This window comes from Segatella maculosa DSM 19339 = JCM 15638, assembly GCF_000382385.1.
Taxonomy (GTDB): domain Bacteria; phylum Bacteroidota; class Bacteroidia; order Bacteroidales; family Bacteroidaceae; genus Prevotella; species Prevotella maculosa.
Window position 1 is genome coordinate 1 of the sequence record NZ_KB908336.1, and the last position, 18,195, is coordinate 18,195.

The window sequence follows — 18,195 nt, forward strand, 5'->3', positions numbered from 1 at the left end:
GACCAATATTCCTCACTGCTGCCTCCCGTAGGAGTTTGGACCGTGTCTCAGTTCCAATGTGGGGGACCTTCCTCTCAGAACCCCTACTGATCGTCGCCTTGGTGGGCCGTTACCCCGCCAACAAGCTAATCAGACGCATCCCCATCTCTCACCGATGAAATCTTTCGTCGTCATCAGATGACTTCCGACGACTGCATAAGGTATTAGTCCGACTTTCGACGGGTTATCCCTTGGTCAGAGGCAGGTTGGATACGCGTTACTCACCCGTGCGCCGGTCGACGCCTGAGAGAGCAAGCTCTCTCATCGTTTCCCCTCGACTTGCATGTGTTAAGCCTGTAGCTAGCGTTCATCCTGAGCCAGGATCAAACTCTCCATTGTAAAATAGAAATCATAAGGTAAAATGCCAAAAAGTAAAAAGCAAAAACACTTCTACTCTCTCACTCTACCTCTAGTTAATCTGTTCAGAACGAATTCCTTCTTTAGTATCGAAGTCTAAAGCAAACTCTTTTCAAATAATTGAACGGTTCGTTTCTTCTACCCAAGGTACATAAATAAATATGCACCTCGCTTCTTGTACTACTTCTCTGTTTATCTTAATCCTATCAAAGAACGCTATTTCATCTCGCTACCGAACAACATCTGGCTCGGAAAGCGAATGCAAAAGTAATACTATTATTAATTATAACCAAATCTTTTTGAAGAAAAGTTTAAATAATAGGATTATTTTCTTGAAATCGTGATTAAAAAGAAAGGAATTAGACGCTTACACCTTATTATATATAAGCATACCAAGGCGAACAAAATAAGTTTAGGCATGGATATCGGCAACCGGGAAATAGGCTAAAGAATATTAAAGAGCTGCCGAAAAATGGCATTGTATTTGTTCATAGCACAGGAAAAGCGTATTTTTGCAGACAAAGACGGTGAGGAACCGACCACAATACAACTGGAACAGCAATTATAAATCATACAGATTATCATCAAAAAAGTAAGTATATGGATTATAAAGAATTTGAAGAGAGCGTTAAAGAGCAGGAATACGGCACGAGAGAGTTTGCCCTTTCAGAGGCCTTTCCTGCCTTGATGCGCAAGGTTTACCTATGGATGACCTTTGCTTTGGCTATCAGTGGCATCGTCGCTTACGGTGTTGCTACGTCGCCAAACCTGTTATATTTGATTTACAGCAACAAGCTTGTGTTCTGGGGAATCCTCATTGCCGAGTTGGTATTGGTATGGAAAATCAGCGGAAGCCTGTGGAAAGAGAATCGCTCTTTGGCTGCCACGACCGCCATGTTTGCCGTTTTCTCCGCGCTAAACGGAGCCACGTTGTCATACATTTTCGTGATTTTTGCACCGACAGCCATCATCAAAACATTCTTCATCACAGCCGGAACATTTGCCGCAACTGCCGCATATGGCTACTTCACCAAGAAGAACCTTGCCGGCTTGGGTAGCTTCTTATTCATGGCACTCTTCGGACTTATCATCGCCTTGGCAGTCAACATGTTCCTCAAGAGCGCGATGTTCGACCTCATCATCAGCCTTGTCGGCGTGGCACTTTTCGTCGGACTGACCGCTTGGGACAGCCAAAACATCAAGCGACAATTGGCCATGGCGCCCGACATGAGCGAGGCTTCGCAGAAGATTGCCCTGTGCGGAGCGCTCGATTTATACCTCGATTTCATCAACATGTTTATCTATCTGTTGAGACTTTTGGGCCGAAACAATTAACCCAGAAACTTATTTCACAACACAAATGAACAGAAAAAGCATCTTGGCCGCAGGCGTGTCGGCCATGACAATGGTATTGATTGGCTGCGGTATCACGGTCAACAACAACAGTAACACAGGAACCGACGTCTTAGGCGACGTGCTTAACAGCATGAACACCAAGAGCATCGGCAACGCATTGGGCAGTGTGCTCGGCATTGACAAGCCCACGGAGCGCGAACTCATCGGGGCATGGCACTACAATGGCCCCGGTGTGGCCTTCACCAGCAGTAACACGCTGGCCAAAGCAGGTGGAGAAGTAGCGGCAAGTCAGGCAAAAGTAAAGTTGGAAGAGGCTTATCGAAGCGTCGGTTTCAACCGAAACAATACTCAACTCACCTTTAACAGCGACAAAACCTTCAGTGGAAAAATCGCCGGAACCAGCCTTATGGGGACGTGGAGTTACGACAATAGCAACCAGAAAATCACCCTGAAAACGTTGCTATTCACCATTCCCGTCTATGCAAAACGCACCACTTCGGGCATGAGTTTCCTGTTGGAATCCAAGAAGTTACTGTCAGTTCTCCAAACCGTTTCGGCCCTTAGCGGCAACAGCACCCTGCAAACCGTCGGCGAACTGAGTAGAAACTACGACGGAATACGCATGGGATTCGAGATGAGGAGATAAGGAGAAGATAATCAAAAATCTTAATCGTCGGTGCCGATGAAGCCTTGTTCGGTTGACAACCTCAATGGCTCCATCGGCTTTTTTATTATTCTTGTTTTCCAGTCTCAGCCATTTTGTGGAGTAAAATGGCTGACATTAGCGCGCAATATGGCTGATATTGTGCGGTAAAATGGCTGAAGTAAAAAGACAACCCGTAAGAAGTTGTCCGCCAACGGCTTTCGAATAATTTTGAGAAGTGAATGCAGACGTACGGTTGTCTGGGCGGACGCACGAGCCGTGCGTCCCTACATAGCTTGCACACAGCTAAACTTATAGCAATCAAAAAGACCATGAATGAAGCCGTGCGTCCCCTATATAGCTTGCGTTCTCCGCTTGTTTTCGCATGAAAAGCGCTATAAACATGTAGGGACGCACGGTTTGTGCGTCCACTCAAGTAAAGCTTCTATCGTGTAATTTTGGTTCGCCTGACAAACGATTAAAGCCCTCTCGCTTGCCCTCATCATTTATCGGGTATCGTTTCCTTTGTGCACTTTGTCTGCAATTCACGGCCAATTTCGCTGTATTTTATCATTCGTTACACCGCAAAAATTGCTTATTGACGTTCCAAGTCAAGGCTTTCGACCGGCAACCCTACGAGAAAAAGGAAACAAAAAAGGTTCGCCGGCGGAATAAACTGCCGGCGAACCCGATGTCATATCGTCCAAATGCCTTTGTGAAGGCAGGCGGAAACGATGCTTACTTCTTCAACTTCAAGTCGTAGCTGAGCTTGCTTGCTGCCTCTTCAAACTGGTCGTTGACCATGCGGAGCACAGAATCGTTGACAACCTTGAAGTAGGTTGTGTCCTTGCCGAGCGCAAACTTGTAAACTGTTACGTCCTTGCCAGCAACCTTCTTGGTGGCAACAACCTTCTTGCCGTTGTAGTTTTCTACAGGAGCCTTGTCCTTCAAGTATTTGATTTGAAGTGAAAAGCCATCGGTAGAGTCGTTGGCCAGCTTGAGGGTGTAGATGGAACCGGTGTCTGCTCCGGGGATTTCACCTTCGTAAACTGCAGAATCTTGCATTGCAGTATCGTTAGCAGCAGAGTCCGTACCGGCTGCATTTGCAGCGGTCTTACCGTTGTTATGACAAGCTACCATAGCTGCACTGGCAGCAAACAATACGATAAAATTTCTAAGCTTTTTCATAAATGTAATAATTAATAATTAAAACTGGGTGCAAATATATGGATTATCAACGAAAACATCACAGCGTTTTGCAATAAAAAACGTTAACAAAGCCTTTTGTCATGCACCATTCATCATACCTCATGCACCATGAATGCGGATAAACATTGCGCAAATAGGCCTCGATAACCATCATCATGCTTTACAAACTGTGTGCTATGACCTCTGCGGCATACGTTCCCATGGCGCGATAGCCCTCGGGGTTGGGGTGAAGCCAATCGCTCTGCCATTGCTTCTGCAGTCGGGCTGGGTCGGAAGGGTCGCGCAACAGTTCGTCGAAATCAAGGATTCCGTCAACCTTTCCGCGCTGCGCTCTGATCCATTGGTTGACGGTTTGGCGGGCCGCCTCATGGAAAATGGAATAATATCCAGCCCCTTTGAACGGCGTTATCGTGCCAAGAAAGACGCGCAGATTGCGCTCCTTGGCCTTGCGTATCATCTCTTCATAGGCGCGAATGAGGTCGTTTGCCACAGCTTCACTGCCGCCATTGCCGGCTGCTCCTATATCATTTACGCCCTCAAAAACAATGACTGTGTGCACACCCCGCTGTGAAAGTATGTCGCGATCAAAGCGTTGTCGGGCCATGAAACCAAAGCCTCCGGTCATCGTGACACGGTTGTTTCCGATGCCAAGGTTAAGGATTCCGCGGTCGGTGACGCCGTATTTCTTCTGCAAAGTCTCCGAAAGCACGTCGGGCCAGCGGTTGTTTGCGTTGTCGGTTGCATTCTTTCCGTCGGTGATGGAGTTGCCGATGATGGCTATACTCTTGGCCGTCATGTCGTAAACATCGATGGACGCGATATTGAACCAATGGTTTTCACGGAACGACGGGGCGAAGTTTGTCGCGGCATTCGTCACACCTCGCATGATATAACTGGTGGTTCTCGATCCCATGTGCACGGTAGGTTGTGCCGGAGCCTTGGTGTAATTGATGGTGATGGCGAGCTTTTCAAGCGGCTGAAGGTCGAAAGGCAACGCGTCACTGAACAGGGCTTTGCCGGCCGGAATGACTGCCTTATGACTGCCACCGAACTTCAAATACTTTGCCGAATGGGGAACAATGGCAAAGCTATCGGTTGCGTGGGCAATGTAAACCGAACGAATGACGACAGGCTCCGTGGAGAGTTCGTTGCTCAATTCCAAGCGAATCAGCTTGCCACCGATGGAGACTTTCACGATTTGACGCACCGAACGGTCGCTCATGTTGTTATCATAAGGCATGAAACTCTTGACAACCGGCTGCTGAGCCGTGGCCCATGTGCCCACCCAATGATTGCCTGTCACGGCCCGTGACAGCTGTGCTTGTGCCGCAATCGAGGCCAAACACAAGAATAATCCTAAAAATCTTTTCATCCTTCTACCTTGGTTTTGTTTCCTTGCAACGTTCATTCTCGGCCCAATTCCGGGCTACTGACGACGCTTGTCAGAGCAATTCGGGCAACTCGAACAGGCGAATGCCGTTGCTTCCCTTTATCAATATGTAGTAATCCTTGGGACAATGCGCTGCGAGTTCGGCCTTCACTTCGTCCACATTCTTGAACTTTCGGAAAGCGGTTTCGGTCTTTTCGAACTCCTCTCCTACGAGCCATACCGTTTCAAAGCCGTCAGCCTTGAGCTTGTCCACAACCTTTTGATGTTCCTTTTCCGACACTTCGCCGAGCTCACGCATGTCACCCAGAATGGCCATCTTGCGCGTTGCCTGTATCAACTTGAAGTTTTCTATGGCCGCAGCCATGCTCGACGGGTTGGCATTATAGGCGTCAACGATGAGCTTGTTCTTGGCCGTTACCTCCAATTGACTGCGGTTGTTAGACGGAATATAGCTTTCGAGGGCATGGTTGATTTGCTCTGGCGTCACGCCGAAATGTAGCCCTATGGTGATGGCTGCCAGCATATTGTCGATGTTATAGGCCCCTATCAGGTGGGTTTCTACCTCATATATACGCATTTTCGAGGCCGTTGTAGCAAGGTTTCTCCATGAGAATTTCAAGAAAGGAGCGCAACTCACGACCTCACCCTGCACGTCGGCATCGGCCGACTGACCGTAGGTTACGATGCGGTCCAGCTCACGTTGGCGTGCCATTTCCACAAGGTCGGGATTGCTTTCGTTGAGAAAGAGCAGGCCATCGTGGGCCTTCAGATAGTCATAAAGCTCGCCCTTGGTCTTCTTTACACCTTCAAAACTACCGAAACCTTGCAGATGTGCGCAGCCCACATTCGTGATCATACCACACGTCGGCTCCACATAAGTGACCAGTTTCTCGATATCTCCGGGGTGACTGGCACCCATTTCAACGACGGCAATCTCATGTGTTTCGTCCAAACGGAACAGTGTTTTGGGCACACCGACATCGTTATTGAAGTTCCCTTCGGTGTGCATCACCTTGTAACGCTCGGCAAGAACGGTCGAAAGAAGCTCCTTGGTGGTGGTCTTTCCATTGGTTCCTGTGATGCCAATCACGGGGATATGGAAGCGACGACGGTGCATTCTGGCTAATTCTTTGAATGTGACGAGGCAATTGTCAACCAAAATCAGACGGTCGTTATCGGCCTCATCAAACTCCTTTTCATCGATGATGGCATAGGCACAACCCTTTTCCAAGGCTGCCTTGGCAAACTTGTTACCGTTGAACGAAGCCCCTTTTAGGGCCAAAAAGATGCTGCCTTCGGGGCAGTTGCGGCTATCGGTAGTGATGCAAGGGTGCTTCCGGTAGAGGCGATAAAGTTCGTTTATATCCATAGCTTTGCGAATATTGTAGTGCAAAGTTACGCTTTTTTCTTTGACGACAAGTAGGTGTTCGGAATTAAAATAACGCATAAGACGAAAGAAAGTGTACGTAAGCGCGTGTACTTATTATATATAATGTTAACGATTTACGGTTAGACAGCGATTTAATTTGGAGGATAAAGCAAAATATGATAACTTTGTGGGTATGAAACCAATAGACTATACAATCAATATCCGCGGTCATCTGATTGACTTGAGTAGCCCAAAAGTCATGGGAATCCTGAACTGCACGCCCGACAGTTTCTATGCCGGAAGCCGCAAACAGACCGAGTATGAGATAGCCGAACGGGCCAACCAAATTATCAGCGAGGGTGGAACAATGATTGATGTGGGCGCATTTTCTACACGTCCGGGGGCCAAGGAAGTGAGCGAAGAAGAGGAAACAGAACGCCTGAAAAAGGCATTACAACTTGTCAGACGCGAGCAACCCGATGCCATTGTCTCCGTAGACACTTATCGACCTGCCGTGGCTCGCCGGTGTATTGAGGAGTGGGGAGCCGACATCATCAATGATGTCAGCGAGGGAGGCATCACAGGTATTGTCAATACCCCTATTCATGAAAGCGGTAGTATGTTCGATGTTGTGGGCGAATTAAAGGTGCCTTACATTCTGATGTCGGTGAAATCGTGTCTCCACGACATGATGATAGCCTTCGCAGAAGAGGTGCAACAGTTGCGTGATCGTGGCGTGAAAGACATCATACTTGACCCGGGTTTCGGCTTTGGAAAGACGCTTGAACAAAACTATGAGATATATAATGGTATGGAACAATTGGCCACTTTGCGTCTTCCTTTGCTTGTAGGTGTTTCGCGAAAGAGCATGATTTTCAAGCTCATTGGAGGCGATTCAATGACCGCATTGAACGGGACAACGGTGCTCCACACTGCCGCTTTGCTCAAAGGTGCCGGCATTCTGCGTGTCCACGACGTGCGCGAAGCGGTGGAAGCCGTACAGATTGTCTCGGCCATTCAATCGGCCTCGCCTTTTGAAAAGCCAGAAACTGCAGTTCAAAATTCCTCATTTCACATTTAACACTCATCATTTCAAACTCTGCCTATGCCTTTCGACTTCGGATTAAAAGATGCCATCGACATTGTTCTGGTTGCGCTTATCCTCTACTACCTTTATAAACTGATGAAAGAAAGCCGTTCGCTGAACATCTTCATCGGCGTGATGGTGTTTGTATTGGTATGGCTTTTCGTGAGTCAGGTGCTCGAAATGCGGCTCTTGGGGGCTATTCTCGATAAGTTGGTCGGCGTGGGTGCCATCGCTCTGATCGTGCTTTTTCAAGAAGAGATACGTCGTTTTCTCTACTCGCTCGGTGCGCATCAGCGCATCAAACAGCTCAGTAGCTTCCTCGGTTCGCGCCGCAATGAGAAGAACCTTGAGGCAACCCGCCGACTAATCATGCCCATTGTGATGGCCTGTATGAATATGTCGAAGGGCAAAGTCGGCGCATTGATCGTCATTGAACGCGGTGCTCCGTTAGACGATATTGTTGATACCGGCGACCTCATCAACGCCAATATCAACCAGCGTCTCATTGAAAACATCTTCTTTAAGAACTCACCTTTGCACGATGGAGCCATGATAATCGCTCACAAGCGCATCAAGGCTGCGGGCTGTATTCTGCCGGTTAGCCACAATCTCGACATACCCAAGGAACTCGGTTTGCGTCATCGTGCAGCCATGGGCATCAGCCAAGACAGCGATGCAATAGCCATTGTGGTAAGCGAAGAGACCGGACGTATCAGCGTAGCCATGAAAGGTCAGTTCCATCTTCGGCTCTCGGCGGAAGAACTTGAGCGTATTCTGACAAGTGAAATCGATTGAGTTTTATACTTTTTTAGCCTCTGCAGCCTCGCTATTTCAATGATTTTTACTACTTTTGCAAAGCAGAAATTACAATTTTGTGATTGAAATGAACTTAAAACATTTATTAACATTATAACAAACTATGGATTTATTACAACAAATAGTTGCTCGTGCGAAGGCAGATAAGCAGCGCATTGTGCTCCCGGAAGCAGAAGAGGAACGCACGCTGAAGGCTGCCGACAGGGTGTTGGCTGACGACATTGCCGACATTATCTTGATTGGTAATCCCGGCCACATCAAAGAGCTGGCCGCACAATGGAGGCTTCATCACATCGGAAAAGCAACCATTATCGACCCCGAAAACAACCCTAAAAGTGAAGTTTATGCAGCCAAACTTGCTGAGCTTCGCAAGAAGAAAGGCATGACAATTGAGCAAGCTCGCGAACTGGTTACCAAGAATAACCTTTACTTGGGCTGTATGATTATCAAGACAGAAGAGGCAGATGGCCAGATCAGTGGGGCCTTAAGTACCACCGGAGATACGCTTCGTCCTGCGTTACAAATCATCAAATGTGCACCGGGAATAACTTGTGTGAGTGGTGGTTTGCTGTTGATTACCAAGCAAAAGGAATATGGTGAGAATGGCGTCGTGGTCATCGGAGACGTCGCAGTGACCCCCGTTCCCGACGCAGCTCAGCTCGCTCAGATTGCCGTTTGCACTGCAGAGACGGCCAAAAGCGTTGCCGGTTTTACGGAACCTCGTGTGGCTATGCTGAGCTTTTCGACCAAGGGTAGTGCGTCACATGAGGTGGTTGACAAGGTAGTCGAGGCCACTAAGCTGGCACGTGAACTTGACCCTGAACTGAAAATCGACGGAGAATTGCAGGCCGATGCAGCCCTCGTGCCTGACATTGCGACGAAGAAAGCACCGCAAAGTGCCATCGCCGGTAAAGCAAACGTGCTCATTGTGCCCAACCTTGAAGTAGGAAACATCGGCTATAAACTCGTGCAACGCCTCGGTAATGCTATTGCCATCGGTCCGATTCTCCAAGGTATTGCCCGCCCGGTCAACGACCTCAGCCGCGGTTGTTCCATAGATGACATTTATTATATGGTTGCTATCACGGCCTGTCAGGCGCAAGACGCTAAAGCGAATGAGCAATGAGAAGTGAGGAATTCAATATTAACATTCAACAATATTACTATGAAAGTTCTCGTTTTGAACTGTGGAAGCAGTTCCATCAAGTATAAGTTATATAACATGGACAATGAGGCTGTATTGGCACAAGGCGGCGTTGAGCGCATCGGTTTGGACAATGCATTCATCAAAGTCAAGCTGACCAATGGAGAGAAAAAGCAGATTATGGCCGACTTGCCCACCCATAAAGAGGGCGTAAGTCTGGTGTTCAAGTGCCTGCTCGACCCCGAATTCGGTGCCATTAAAGACTTGAAAGAGATTGATGCCGTGGGACATCGCATCGTACAAGGAGGAGATAAATATAATAAGAGCGTCATTGTTGACAAGCAGGTTGAGCAGGATATTGAGGAGCTTTGTGACCTTGCACCCGTTCATAATGCTGGCCATCTGAAGGGAATCCGCGCTGTTGACGCACTGATGCCTACCACTTCGCAGGTCTGTGTCTTTGATAATGCGTTCCATAGTACCATGCCCGACTATGCCTATCTCTATGCCATTCCCTACGAACTTTACGAGAAATACCACATTCGTCGCTATGGATTCCACGGCACAAGCCACCGTTATGTGTCGCAACGCGTGTGCGAAATCCTCGGTCTCGACGTCAATAACTCGCGCATTATCACCTGTCATATCGGCAATGGTGCCAGTGTTGCCGCCGTATTGAACGGTAAAGTGATTGACACTTCCATGGGTCTTACCCCGCTTGCCGGCCTGATGATGGGTAGCCGATGCGGTGATATTGACGCCTCAGTTGTTACATATTTGATGGATAAATTGGGCAAGAAGCCACAGGAAATGGCCGACTATCTCAACAAACAAAGCGGTGTTCTCGGCATTACCGGCATCTCCAGCGACATGCGCGACGTGGAGAATGCGGCACAAAAAGGCAACAAACGTGCTAAACTCGCACTGGAAATGTATGATTATCGCATCAAGAAATACATTGGAGCTTACGCTGCTGCACTCGGTGGAGTAGACGCCGTTGTCTTCACAGCCGGCGTAGGTGAGAACCAAACGGGCACACGTGAGCAAGCTTGTGCAGGTCTTGAATTCCTTGGAATCAAGATAGATAAGCCCAAGAATGCGACCATTCACGGCGAAGAAGCCATTATTTCTACGCCCGACAGCAAGGTGAAAGTCGTTGTTGTTCCCACCGATGAGGAAATTGTTATCGCTCGCGATACGAAAGAATTGGTGGAGAAAGCGAAGTAAACCGACAAAAATGGTAGGGAAACGTATGCCGAGGTCTTCTCCAACTTCAGGGGAAGACTTCGACTTTTAAACCAACATCATTCTCTGATATCCTAACGATGGACCGTTCAAACAAAAACATCGATGAAGAAAAAGATTGTAACTTTCGGAGAAATCCTCTTTCGGTTATCGAAAGAAAACCAAGCCAGACTGACGCAAGGCCGTGCTTTCAACGGCGATTTTGGAGGATCTGAGGCCAATGTTGCCGTGTCATTGGCCACTTTAGGCGACCAAGTGGAATACGTCACCCGTGTTCCCAACAATGCAATGGGGCATGCCGCACTGATGCATCTGCGTGAATTCGGCCTCGATGTCAGCCATGTCGTGTGGGGAGGAGACCGCCTTGGCAGCTATTTCTTCGAGACTGCAGCGGCCATGCGCAATGCAATGGTGGTGTATGATCGCGAGAACAGTTCTTTCTATACATTGAAACACGGCGACATTCTGTGGGAACCTGTCTTCCAAGACGCTGCACTTTTCCATTGCTCGGGCATTACTTGTGCAATGAGTAAAGACGCACTTAACACCACATTCGACGCCTTAGAGCTGGCTAAAAGCATGGGCGTTGAAATCACTTGTGACATTAATTACCGTCACAATCTCTGGCATTATCCGGGCGCAGATGCCCCGAAAACGCTCCGAAAACTCATGGAATACAGTTCCTTTATCTTTGGCGATCAGAACGAATGGGAGGTCGGAAGTGGTTTGAAACAGATTCCCTTTGAGGCCAAGGATGCCACTTATGAAATCAATGATGCCGCATATCTCGACTATTTTCGGCAACTCCGACAGCAGTTTCCACGCTGCAAACGCATGCTGATAGCCCTCCGTAACCAACTTACTTCAACGCATCACACGCTCACCGGCATTCTTTTTGCCGAGGGAAAGCTTTATAAAACGCGCATCTATGACATCAATCCTGTCATTGATCCCATGGGTTGTGGCGACGCTTTCGTGGCCGCTTTCATCCACGCCCGCATGAAATGGGCTGACGACCAACACTGTCTCGACTTTGCCTTGTCGGCTTCGGCACTCAAAAACACGATTATCGGCGACCAAAATCTTGTCAGTGAGGCTGAAATCATCGCTAACATGCAAGGCCAAGGAGGACGCATAGAACGTTGATTCACTCTGTCAAGAGACGCTATAAATACCAATATACTACACAATATCGCAAAAAATGGCTGAGAAACTATCAAAACTACTCCTCCATGCCCTGATAATAATGGTCATTTTATGGGTCGTTCGTCTTGTTTTCATTGTCGAATACGTTCCCTTCGACCTGCTCACAGGCAACCGACAGGCCCTACCTTTGGCCGCTTACAACGTCTTTCGCTTCGACTTTCAGGTGGCTTCTTACCTCCTGATTTTGCCCACTTTATTGGTTTTTGCAGTGCTGTTATGGCGTAACCAAGGCTTCGAACACTTCCTGAGACGCTTTTCCGTTTGGTATTTCGTGGTGCTCGATGTTCTCATTCTCATCATTTCCATCATCGATCTCGGCTTTTATGCCAACTTCAATTCGCATATCAACCTCACAATCTTCGACTTTTTCAACGAAGGACCCATCGGTCTTTTGCAAACCATTTGGGAAGAATACCACTGTATGCTTTATCTCTTCTTGCTTTGCTTGGCCGCCATCGTCTTGAAAATCCTATCGGAAAGGGTGGAGAGGTTGCACATTTCTCATGCCGTGATGCCCAAACCATGGAGCATTGCCCTGCTCATCGGTTATCTTACATTGCTTACTTTCGGACTCCGCGGCTCGTTTTCCCGCTTCCCGTTGCAGATAGAAGACACCTTTGTTTCAGACAATAAGCTCATCAACGACATGGTGCCCAACGGTCTCTATATGCTGAAAACGGCCTGCAAAGAAAAGAAAAACGCTTTTAAAATCGAAACTCCGGACGCCTTGTTGGCCCGCTATCACTTCACCGACATACAGCAGGCACTTGACATCTATACTGACAAAGGCGTGCGGTTGCAGGCAAACGACACGCTGAAAGCACTGCGCGAGGCCCTCTTTGCCAAGGCTCCCGACACGCTTACTCACCCGCTTCCAAACGTTGTTATTATCTATAGCGAAAGCTGGAGCAACTATCTCATCAACCTGGACGACGCAAAAGGCTCGCTATTATTGGGCATGCAGCGACACTTTAAGGAGGATTTGTTGTTCCGAAACTTCCAATCCGTGCAGAACGGCACCGTCGCTTCCATCGAAAACCTGACGGTCTCGACACCCTATCCGCGTTTCTTTGCATCGGCATTCAGGCTGCGCCTCCTTCCCACTTCCATTGCCTTGCCTTTCAATGCAAGCGGCTATACGACGGAATTCCTATCGGGAATGGACACCGCATGGGAGAATTGCGCCGAGGCTTTGCGCCATCAGGGCTTCCAAACCATCTACGACAAGTTCAGCATCTTAAAGGATTATCCGCATGCCGAGGCCAACAGTGTGGGCGTTTTCGATGAATATCTGCTCACTGCTATCCTCGACAGGCTCAACAAAAAGGCTGCAAAGCCAAGACTGATGATAGCTATGACCACTACAAATCACCCACCCTTTGAATACCCCAAGAGCCTTTCTCTATCGCCACTACCAAGCCGTTTCTACACAAATCCATGCTTTGCGGAGAAGGATTCGACTGTGCTGAACAAATACATCACGGGCTTTAGATATTATAATAAGGTGTTGAGTGCATTCCTCGACAGCTTCAAAGCCTCCCCCGCAGCACGGAACACAATCCTTATTGTCACGGGTGACCACAATGTTCGCTCTATTCTTGACCCCTCATTTATCGGGAAACGCTGGACACATTCCGTACCGCTTTACGTCTATCTTCCCCCTTCACTTCGCCATCCTGACTACTGCCGGATGACGAATCGGTGGGGATGCCACGATGATATCCTTGCAACCGTAGCCCCATTTGCCCTGCATCGCACGCATTACATGAAGCTCGGCAATAACCTTTTCGACCGTAATCTGCCCGATTCCTGCTTCTATAGCTACAATGTCGAGCAGCTTTTGGCCGACAAAAACGGCTATAAAACGGCCGAAAAGCGGCTCGCTGCTCGTAATCTCTTGCGCGAAATCTATTTCAATCTGTGCTTCCGAAAACCATAAGACACTGTATTGATATACGTGTATTGCACGCTTTACGAGTCGAGGGACAGTTGGCGTACAACGAAAATTGACTGGGAAAACAGTGGCATATGTAATAAAACCAGACGTTGTCCTCATGCAATCGGCCACATTATGATGTTACAAATGCAAAGTTATATGCTACATCTGCTCTTGGTATTTTTAAATATAAATCCTATCTTTGCAAAATAAATATCTAATTATCATTAAACATGAAACGAAAAACATTTTTTTTGAAGCGCATTTTAGCTTGCGCATTGTTGTTAACCTCTACCATTGCCACGCATGCTGCGGTGGATCCGAATTTTTATATCTTCCTTTGTTTCGGCCAATCCAACATGGAAGGCAATGCAAAAATCGAGACACAGGACCTCGTGGGCATTGACAATCGCTTCCAAATGATGGCAGCTGTCGACAATAACAGACTGGGACGGAAGAAGGGAGAATGGTATACTGCGGTGCCACCGCTATGTCGTGAGAACACAGGACTAACGCCTGTAGACTACTTCGGCCGCACAATGGTTGAACATTTGCCCAAGAATATCCGCGTAGGCGTCATCAATGTAGCCGTCAGCGGCTGCCACATTGAGACCTTCATGCACGAATATGTAGACGACTATGTCAAGACCCGAGCACCGCAATGGATGAAGAATATGCTCAAAGCTTATAATGACAAGCCCTATGATCGGCTGGTGGAAATAGCCCGAAAAGCGCAAGAAGCCGGTGTTATCAAGGGCATATTACTACATCAAGGCGAGTCGAATACGGGCGATGAGACATGGCCCGAAAAGGTGGATTCCGTGTATAACCGACTCCTTACCGACCTTCATCTGAAGGCAAACGACGTACCTTTGCTCGCCGGAGAGGTGGTCCGGGCCGATGGTCGCGGCAAATGTATCTCCATGAATTCCATCATTGACGCCCTACCGGAGACCATTCACACGGCCCATGTCATTTCTTCCGAAGGTTGCACCAGCGGACCTGACGACATACATTTCGATACTGAGGGCTACAGAGAACTTGGACGGCGTTATGCTTACAAGATGCTTTCACTGTTGGGTTACTCGGTCTTCAAGCCCGCTGCCATCCCTTCCGACGCCATAGTGGCCTCAACAGTCATTCCGAACAATGAATTTCCGAAGCTTGATGCAGCGCATCGGGGTTACTTCCGCCTGTATGCTCCATCGGCAAAAAGCGTGAAAGTGGACATCTGCGGCAAGAAATACGATATGAAACGCGATGAAAAAGGCTTTTGGACCGGCGTTACCAAGCCGCTTGTCGTTGGCTTTCACTATTACTCCTTCTGGGTGGATGGCGCGCAAGTGACCGACCCTGCAAGCGAAACTTTCTTCGGTTACGGTCGTCAAGCGAGCGGTATTGAGGTGCCCGAAGGTCCGGAAGGCGACTATTACCGGCCACAACTAGACGTGGCCAAGGGGCAGGTTCGCTCGCTTCAATACTATTCCTCATCGGCAAATGCATGGCGTAGGGCCTTGGTTTACACGCCTGCTGCGTATGAAAATGACCGAAAACGCTACCCCGTTCTCTATCTTCAACACGGCATGGGCGAGGACGAAACGAGTTGGAGTCGGCAGGGATTGATGCAGAATATCATGGATAATCTCATCGCAAAAGGCGAGGCTGTGCCGATGATTGTGGTCATGGAGAGTGGCGATGTGAAGGCTCCTTTCCGCGGAGGCAGCAACGATGCGGGCCGTAGCACATACGGAGCATCGTTCTATAACGTGCTTTTGAACGACCTTATCCCGACAATTGACCGGACTTTCCGCACCAAATCCGACCGTGATCACCGTGCCATGGCGGGCCTTTCTTGGGGTGGTCACCAAACATTCGACGTCGTTTTCACCCATCTCGACAAGTTTTCTTATGCCGGAGCTTTCAGCGGTGCCATCTTCGGATTGGATATTAACAAGACTTATAACGGCATTTTTACCCGGCCGAATGAGGTGAATAGCAAACTCCATTACCTCTTTTTGGGTTGCGGAACAGCCGAGGACATGGGTACGGCAAAGCTTGTTGACGACCTTAGAAAGGCCGGTGTGAAGGTAGACAGCTTCTTTTCAGAGGGCACAGCACACGAATGGTTGACTTGGAGACGCTGTTTAAAGGTGTTCGCAACAAAACTTTTCAAATAAAAACAGCCCACCCTCGCCCGTTTCCAAGAAAAAGAAGAACAAACAAGATCATGGTTTTACCGAAGAAATACAGCATTTCATATTAAGCAGATTTGAAACTGTGATGAATACAACCATACTTAAGTAATTTATTTATAGGCTATTCTTCTCTTCCTTTGGGAGGGGTTGGAGATAGCCCCTTGGAGGTTGAGGATTGACTTTCTTCTTCTTTCCCCTCCCACTCACTGCTACCGACCGCTTTGTCTGCTTTTCAAGCGGCGATTTCCTATTAAACAAAGGTGGGAAAGTAGGCATTTTCGTTGATGAGACAGGCAAGAACGCACGGTTCAATACCTGTCTCAACGCGATTACTCCGGCAAAACGCCATGGAAAAACATGGAAAAGAGCGCACGAAACCCCTCTTCCTTCTACTGGAAACTCTCTATGAGTAGCCAAATATTCAGCAAGGTGACAATGCCTGCGAGTGAATATAGGAAAGCTGCATTGGGCAAACTGTTGGCATATTTGCCCATCACACGACGCGAGGAGGTGAGCCCCACTTGCAGAAACACCGTGAACGGCAACTGAACGGAGAGGAACATCTGCGAGATAATCAGTCCTTTGAACGGGTCGGCGATGAAGAATATCAGCAGTAAGGCTATGCCCAACGACAGCAAAATGCCCACAATAGAGTGCGTATCCTTGGCATTATACGACTCTCCGAAAAGGCCCGAGAAGATGCTTCCGGCCGCCATTCCACTCGTGATCGTGCTCGATATGCCGGCCAAAAGCAAGGCAATAGCAAAGATGTTGGCTGCGTTGTTGCCAAGAAGCGGCTGAAGCATGGCTTGCGCTTGGGCCAGTTCGTCAACGTGTTGCCCGTGAGCAAAGAACGTGGTTGCGGCCAATAAGATCATTGCAGAGTTGATAGCCCACCCCACAATCATTGAAAACAGCGTATCAAAAAACTCATATTTGAGCATATGACGAATGCGTTCGTCGCCCTTTAAGTGTATTTCCCGGCTCTGAACAATCTCCGAATGGAGGAACAGATTGTGGGGCATGACCACCGCACCCAGCACACTCATGATGATAAGCAGCGAACCTTGGGGCACCGAAGGAACGAAAGCGCCTTGCAAAGCCAGCGGCCATTGAATGTCAACAAGGAAGAGTTCGTAGATAAACGACAACCCGATCATCGACACAAACCCGATGATAGCGCGTTCCATCTTGCGATAACTGTTGGTGAAAAGCATGATAAGCGTAGCCACAGTCGTCAGTATCGCACCCGTAGGAATGCTGATTCCGAAAAGCATTTGCAGGGCTATGGCACCGCCAAGTATCTCGGCCAGCGAAGTGGATATGCTGGCTAAGATGGCACTTACAACGATTGGGCGGCCAATCCACTTGGGAGCGTATTTCACGGCAGCCTCACTCAGGCACAATCCCGTCACGATGCCCAAGTGAGCCACGTTGTGTTGCAGGGCAATGAGCATGATTGTAGAAAGCGTCACCACCCACAACAGCGCATAACCATATTCCGATCCGGCAGCAAAGTTACTGGCCCAATTGCCCGGGTCAATGAAACCCACCGTCACAAGCAGTCCCGGTCCGACGGATTTGAAGATATCCAAGGCCCCCAACACCCGTGGGTGGTCCTTTCGTTTGAGTTCTTTTAAAATATTCTTCATGCTTTTTCTTAACTATAATGAGGTAAACAGCTTACCTAAAAGCTTGTTTCCAGATTCTATATCCTATGTAAAAATAGTGCAAACGAGCGCAATGGAAACTTGTTTTCAATTGCCGAGTGCAGCCTATCTTATGCAAAGATAGTGTAAGCTGTTGACAAATGAAAAAGAAACGACAACAAATAGTAGGTATTTTTATGCGCAATATGAAAGGAAGCGGGGAATGTAGGGACGCACGGCTCGTGCGTCCGCTCACATTTCGGTTGACAATTGACGAGTGAACGGGCGAACGAGTTGTATACTTTGCGGTATGTAGGGACGCACGGCCCGTGCGTCCGCTCAACCAACCGTGTGCATTCGTTTTCCATTCACCTTGGGCGGACGCACGAACCGTGCGTCCCTACATTCACTCCCCAGCCATATTGCGTGGTAAAATGCATGCATGAATGGCATCATTATTATTCATTTATGAATCAAAAAAACGAATATTAATAAAAAATATGCAGTTTTATTTGGATTATATTGCATTAAATTGTATTTTTGCATCACTAATT

13 protein-coding genes and 1 rRNA gene are annotated in these 18,195 nt (G+C 48.2%); 9 read left to right on the forward strand and 5 right to left on the reverse strand.

All coding sequences use genetic code 11. The features are described from left to right. Nucleotides 1-378 (reverse strand): 16S ribosomal RNA (locus H164_RS0111535); the annotation flags it as partial. A 618-nt stretch (nucleotides 379-996) separates the two neighbouring features. Between H164_RS0111535 and H164_RS0111540 the strand changes: the two genes are divergently transcribed. Both H164_RS0111540 and H164_RS0111545 read left to right on the forward strand, forming a co-directional pair. Then, nucleotides 997-1,731, forward strand: coding sequence for a Bax inhibitor-1/YccA family protein (locus tag H164_RS0111540; protein WP_019968764.1), 735 nt, complete (start codon nucleotides 997-999; stop codon nucleotides 1,729-1,731). A 25-nt stretch (nucleotides 1,732-1,756) separates the two neighbouring features. Further along, entirely contained in the window at nucleotides 1,757-2,398 is a 642-nt protein-coding gene (locus H164_RS0111545) for a DUF4923 family protein (protein ID WP_019968765.1), read from the forward strand. 735 nt (nucleotides 2,399-3,133) lie between these two features. Here H164_RS0111545 and H164_RS0111555 read toward each other — a convergent pair. The 3 genes from H164_RS0111555 to H164_RS0111570 all read right to left on the reverse strand — a co-directional run bounded on the left by H164_RS0111555 (nucleotide 3,134) and on the right by H164_RS0111570 (nucleotide 6,363). Further along, entirely contained in the window at nucleotides 3,134-3,583 is a 450-nt protein-coding gene (locus H164_RS0111555; protein ID WP_008564640.1) for a copper resistance protein NlpE N-terminal domain-containing protein, read from the reverse strand. 181 nt (nucleotides 3,584-3,764) lie between these two features. Then, nucleotides 3,765-4,976 (reverse strand): SGNH/GDSL hydrolase family protein, encoded by a 1,212-nt coding sequence (locus tag H164_RS0111565; protein ID WP_019968768.1) that lies wholly within the window; start codon nucleotides 4,974-4,976, stop codon nucleotides 3,765-3,767. A gap of 70 nt (nucleotides 4,977-5,046) precedes the next feature. Then, the gene (locus H164_RS0111570; protein ID WP_019968769.1) at nucleotides 5,047-6,363 is read right to left on the reverse strand and encodes a UDP-N-acetylmuramoyl-tripeptide--D-alanyl-D-alanine ligase; all 1,317 of its coding nucleotides are present in this window, start codon (nucleotides 6,361-6,363) and stop codon (nucleotides 5,047-5,049) included. Nucleotides 6,364-6,556: 193 nt separating this feature from the next. On the opposite strand from H164_RS0111570, the gene folP reads away from it, so the two are divergent. From folP to H164_RS0111605, 7 genes are all read left to right on the forward strand, one after another. Beyond that, complete coding sequence (gene folP / locus H164_RS0111575; RefSeq protein ID WP_019968770.1) at nucleotides 6,557-7,444, forward strand: dihydropteroate synthase; 888 nt, start codon at nucleotides 6,557-6,559, stop codon at nucleotides 7,442-7,444. 24 nt (nucleotides 7,445-7,468) lie between these two features. After that, nucleotides 7,469-8,245, forward strand: a complete 777-nt coding sequence (gene cdaA / locus H164_RS0111580; protein WP_008564634.1) for a diadenylate cyclase CdaA — start codon at nucleotides 7,469-7,471, stop codon at nucleotides 8,243-8,245. 124 nt (nucleotides 8,246-8,369) lie between these two features. Next, nucleotides 8,370-9,392: a phosphate acetyltransferase gene (gene pta / locus H164_RS0111585; RefSeq protein WP_019968771.1), complete on the forward strand. Its 1,023-nt coding sequence runs from the start codon at nucleotides 8,370-8,372 to the stop codon at nucleotides 9,390-9,392. A gap of 39 nt (nucleotides 9,393-9,431) precedes the next feature. After that, nucleotides 9,432-10,637, forward strand: coding sequence for an acetate kinase (locus H164_RS0111590; RefSeq protein ID WP_019968772.1), 1,206 nt, complete (start codon nucleotides 9,432-9,434; stop codon nucleotides 10,635-10,637). Between the two features lie 123 nt (nucleotides 10,638-10,760). Further along, entirely contained in the window at nucleotides 10,761-11,801 is a 1,041-nt protein-coding gene (locus H164_RS0111595) for a sugar kinase (RefSeq protein WP_019968773.1), read from the forward strand. A 55-nt stretch (nucleotides 11,802-11,856) separates the two neighbouring features. Next, a complete protein-coding gene (locus H164_RS0111600; RefSeq protein WP_026356353.1) occupies nucleotides 11,857-13,800 on the forward strand; it encodes an LTA synthase family protein in 1,944 nt (647 codons plus the stop codon). A gap of 230 nt (nucleotides 13,801-14,030) precedes the next feature. Continuing rightward, nucleotides 14,031-15,974 (forward strand): sialate O-acetylesterase, encoded by a 1,944-nt coding sequence (locus H164_RS0111605; RefSeq protein ID WP_019968775.1) that lies wholly within the window; start codon nucleotides 14,031-14,033, stop codon nucleotides 15,972-15,974. A gap of 407 nt (nucleotides 15,975-16,381) precedes the next feature. Here the strand turns inward: H164_RS0111605 and H164_RS0111615 are convergent, their stop codons facing one another. Then, nucleotides 16,382-17,644, reverse strand: a complete 1,263-nt coding sequence (locus tag H164_RS0111615; RefSeq protein ID WP_019968777.1) for an Nramp family divalent metal transporter — start codon at nucleotides 17,642-17,644, stop codon at nucleotides 16,382-16,384. Nucleotides 17,645-18,195: the final 551 nt, after the last annotated feature.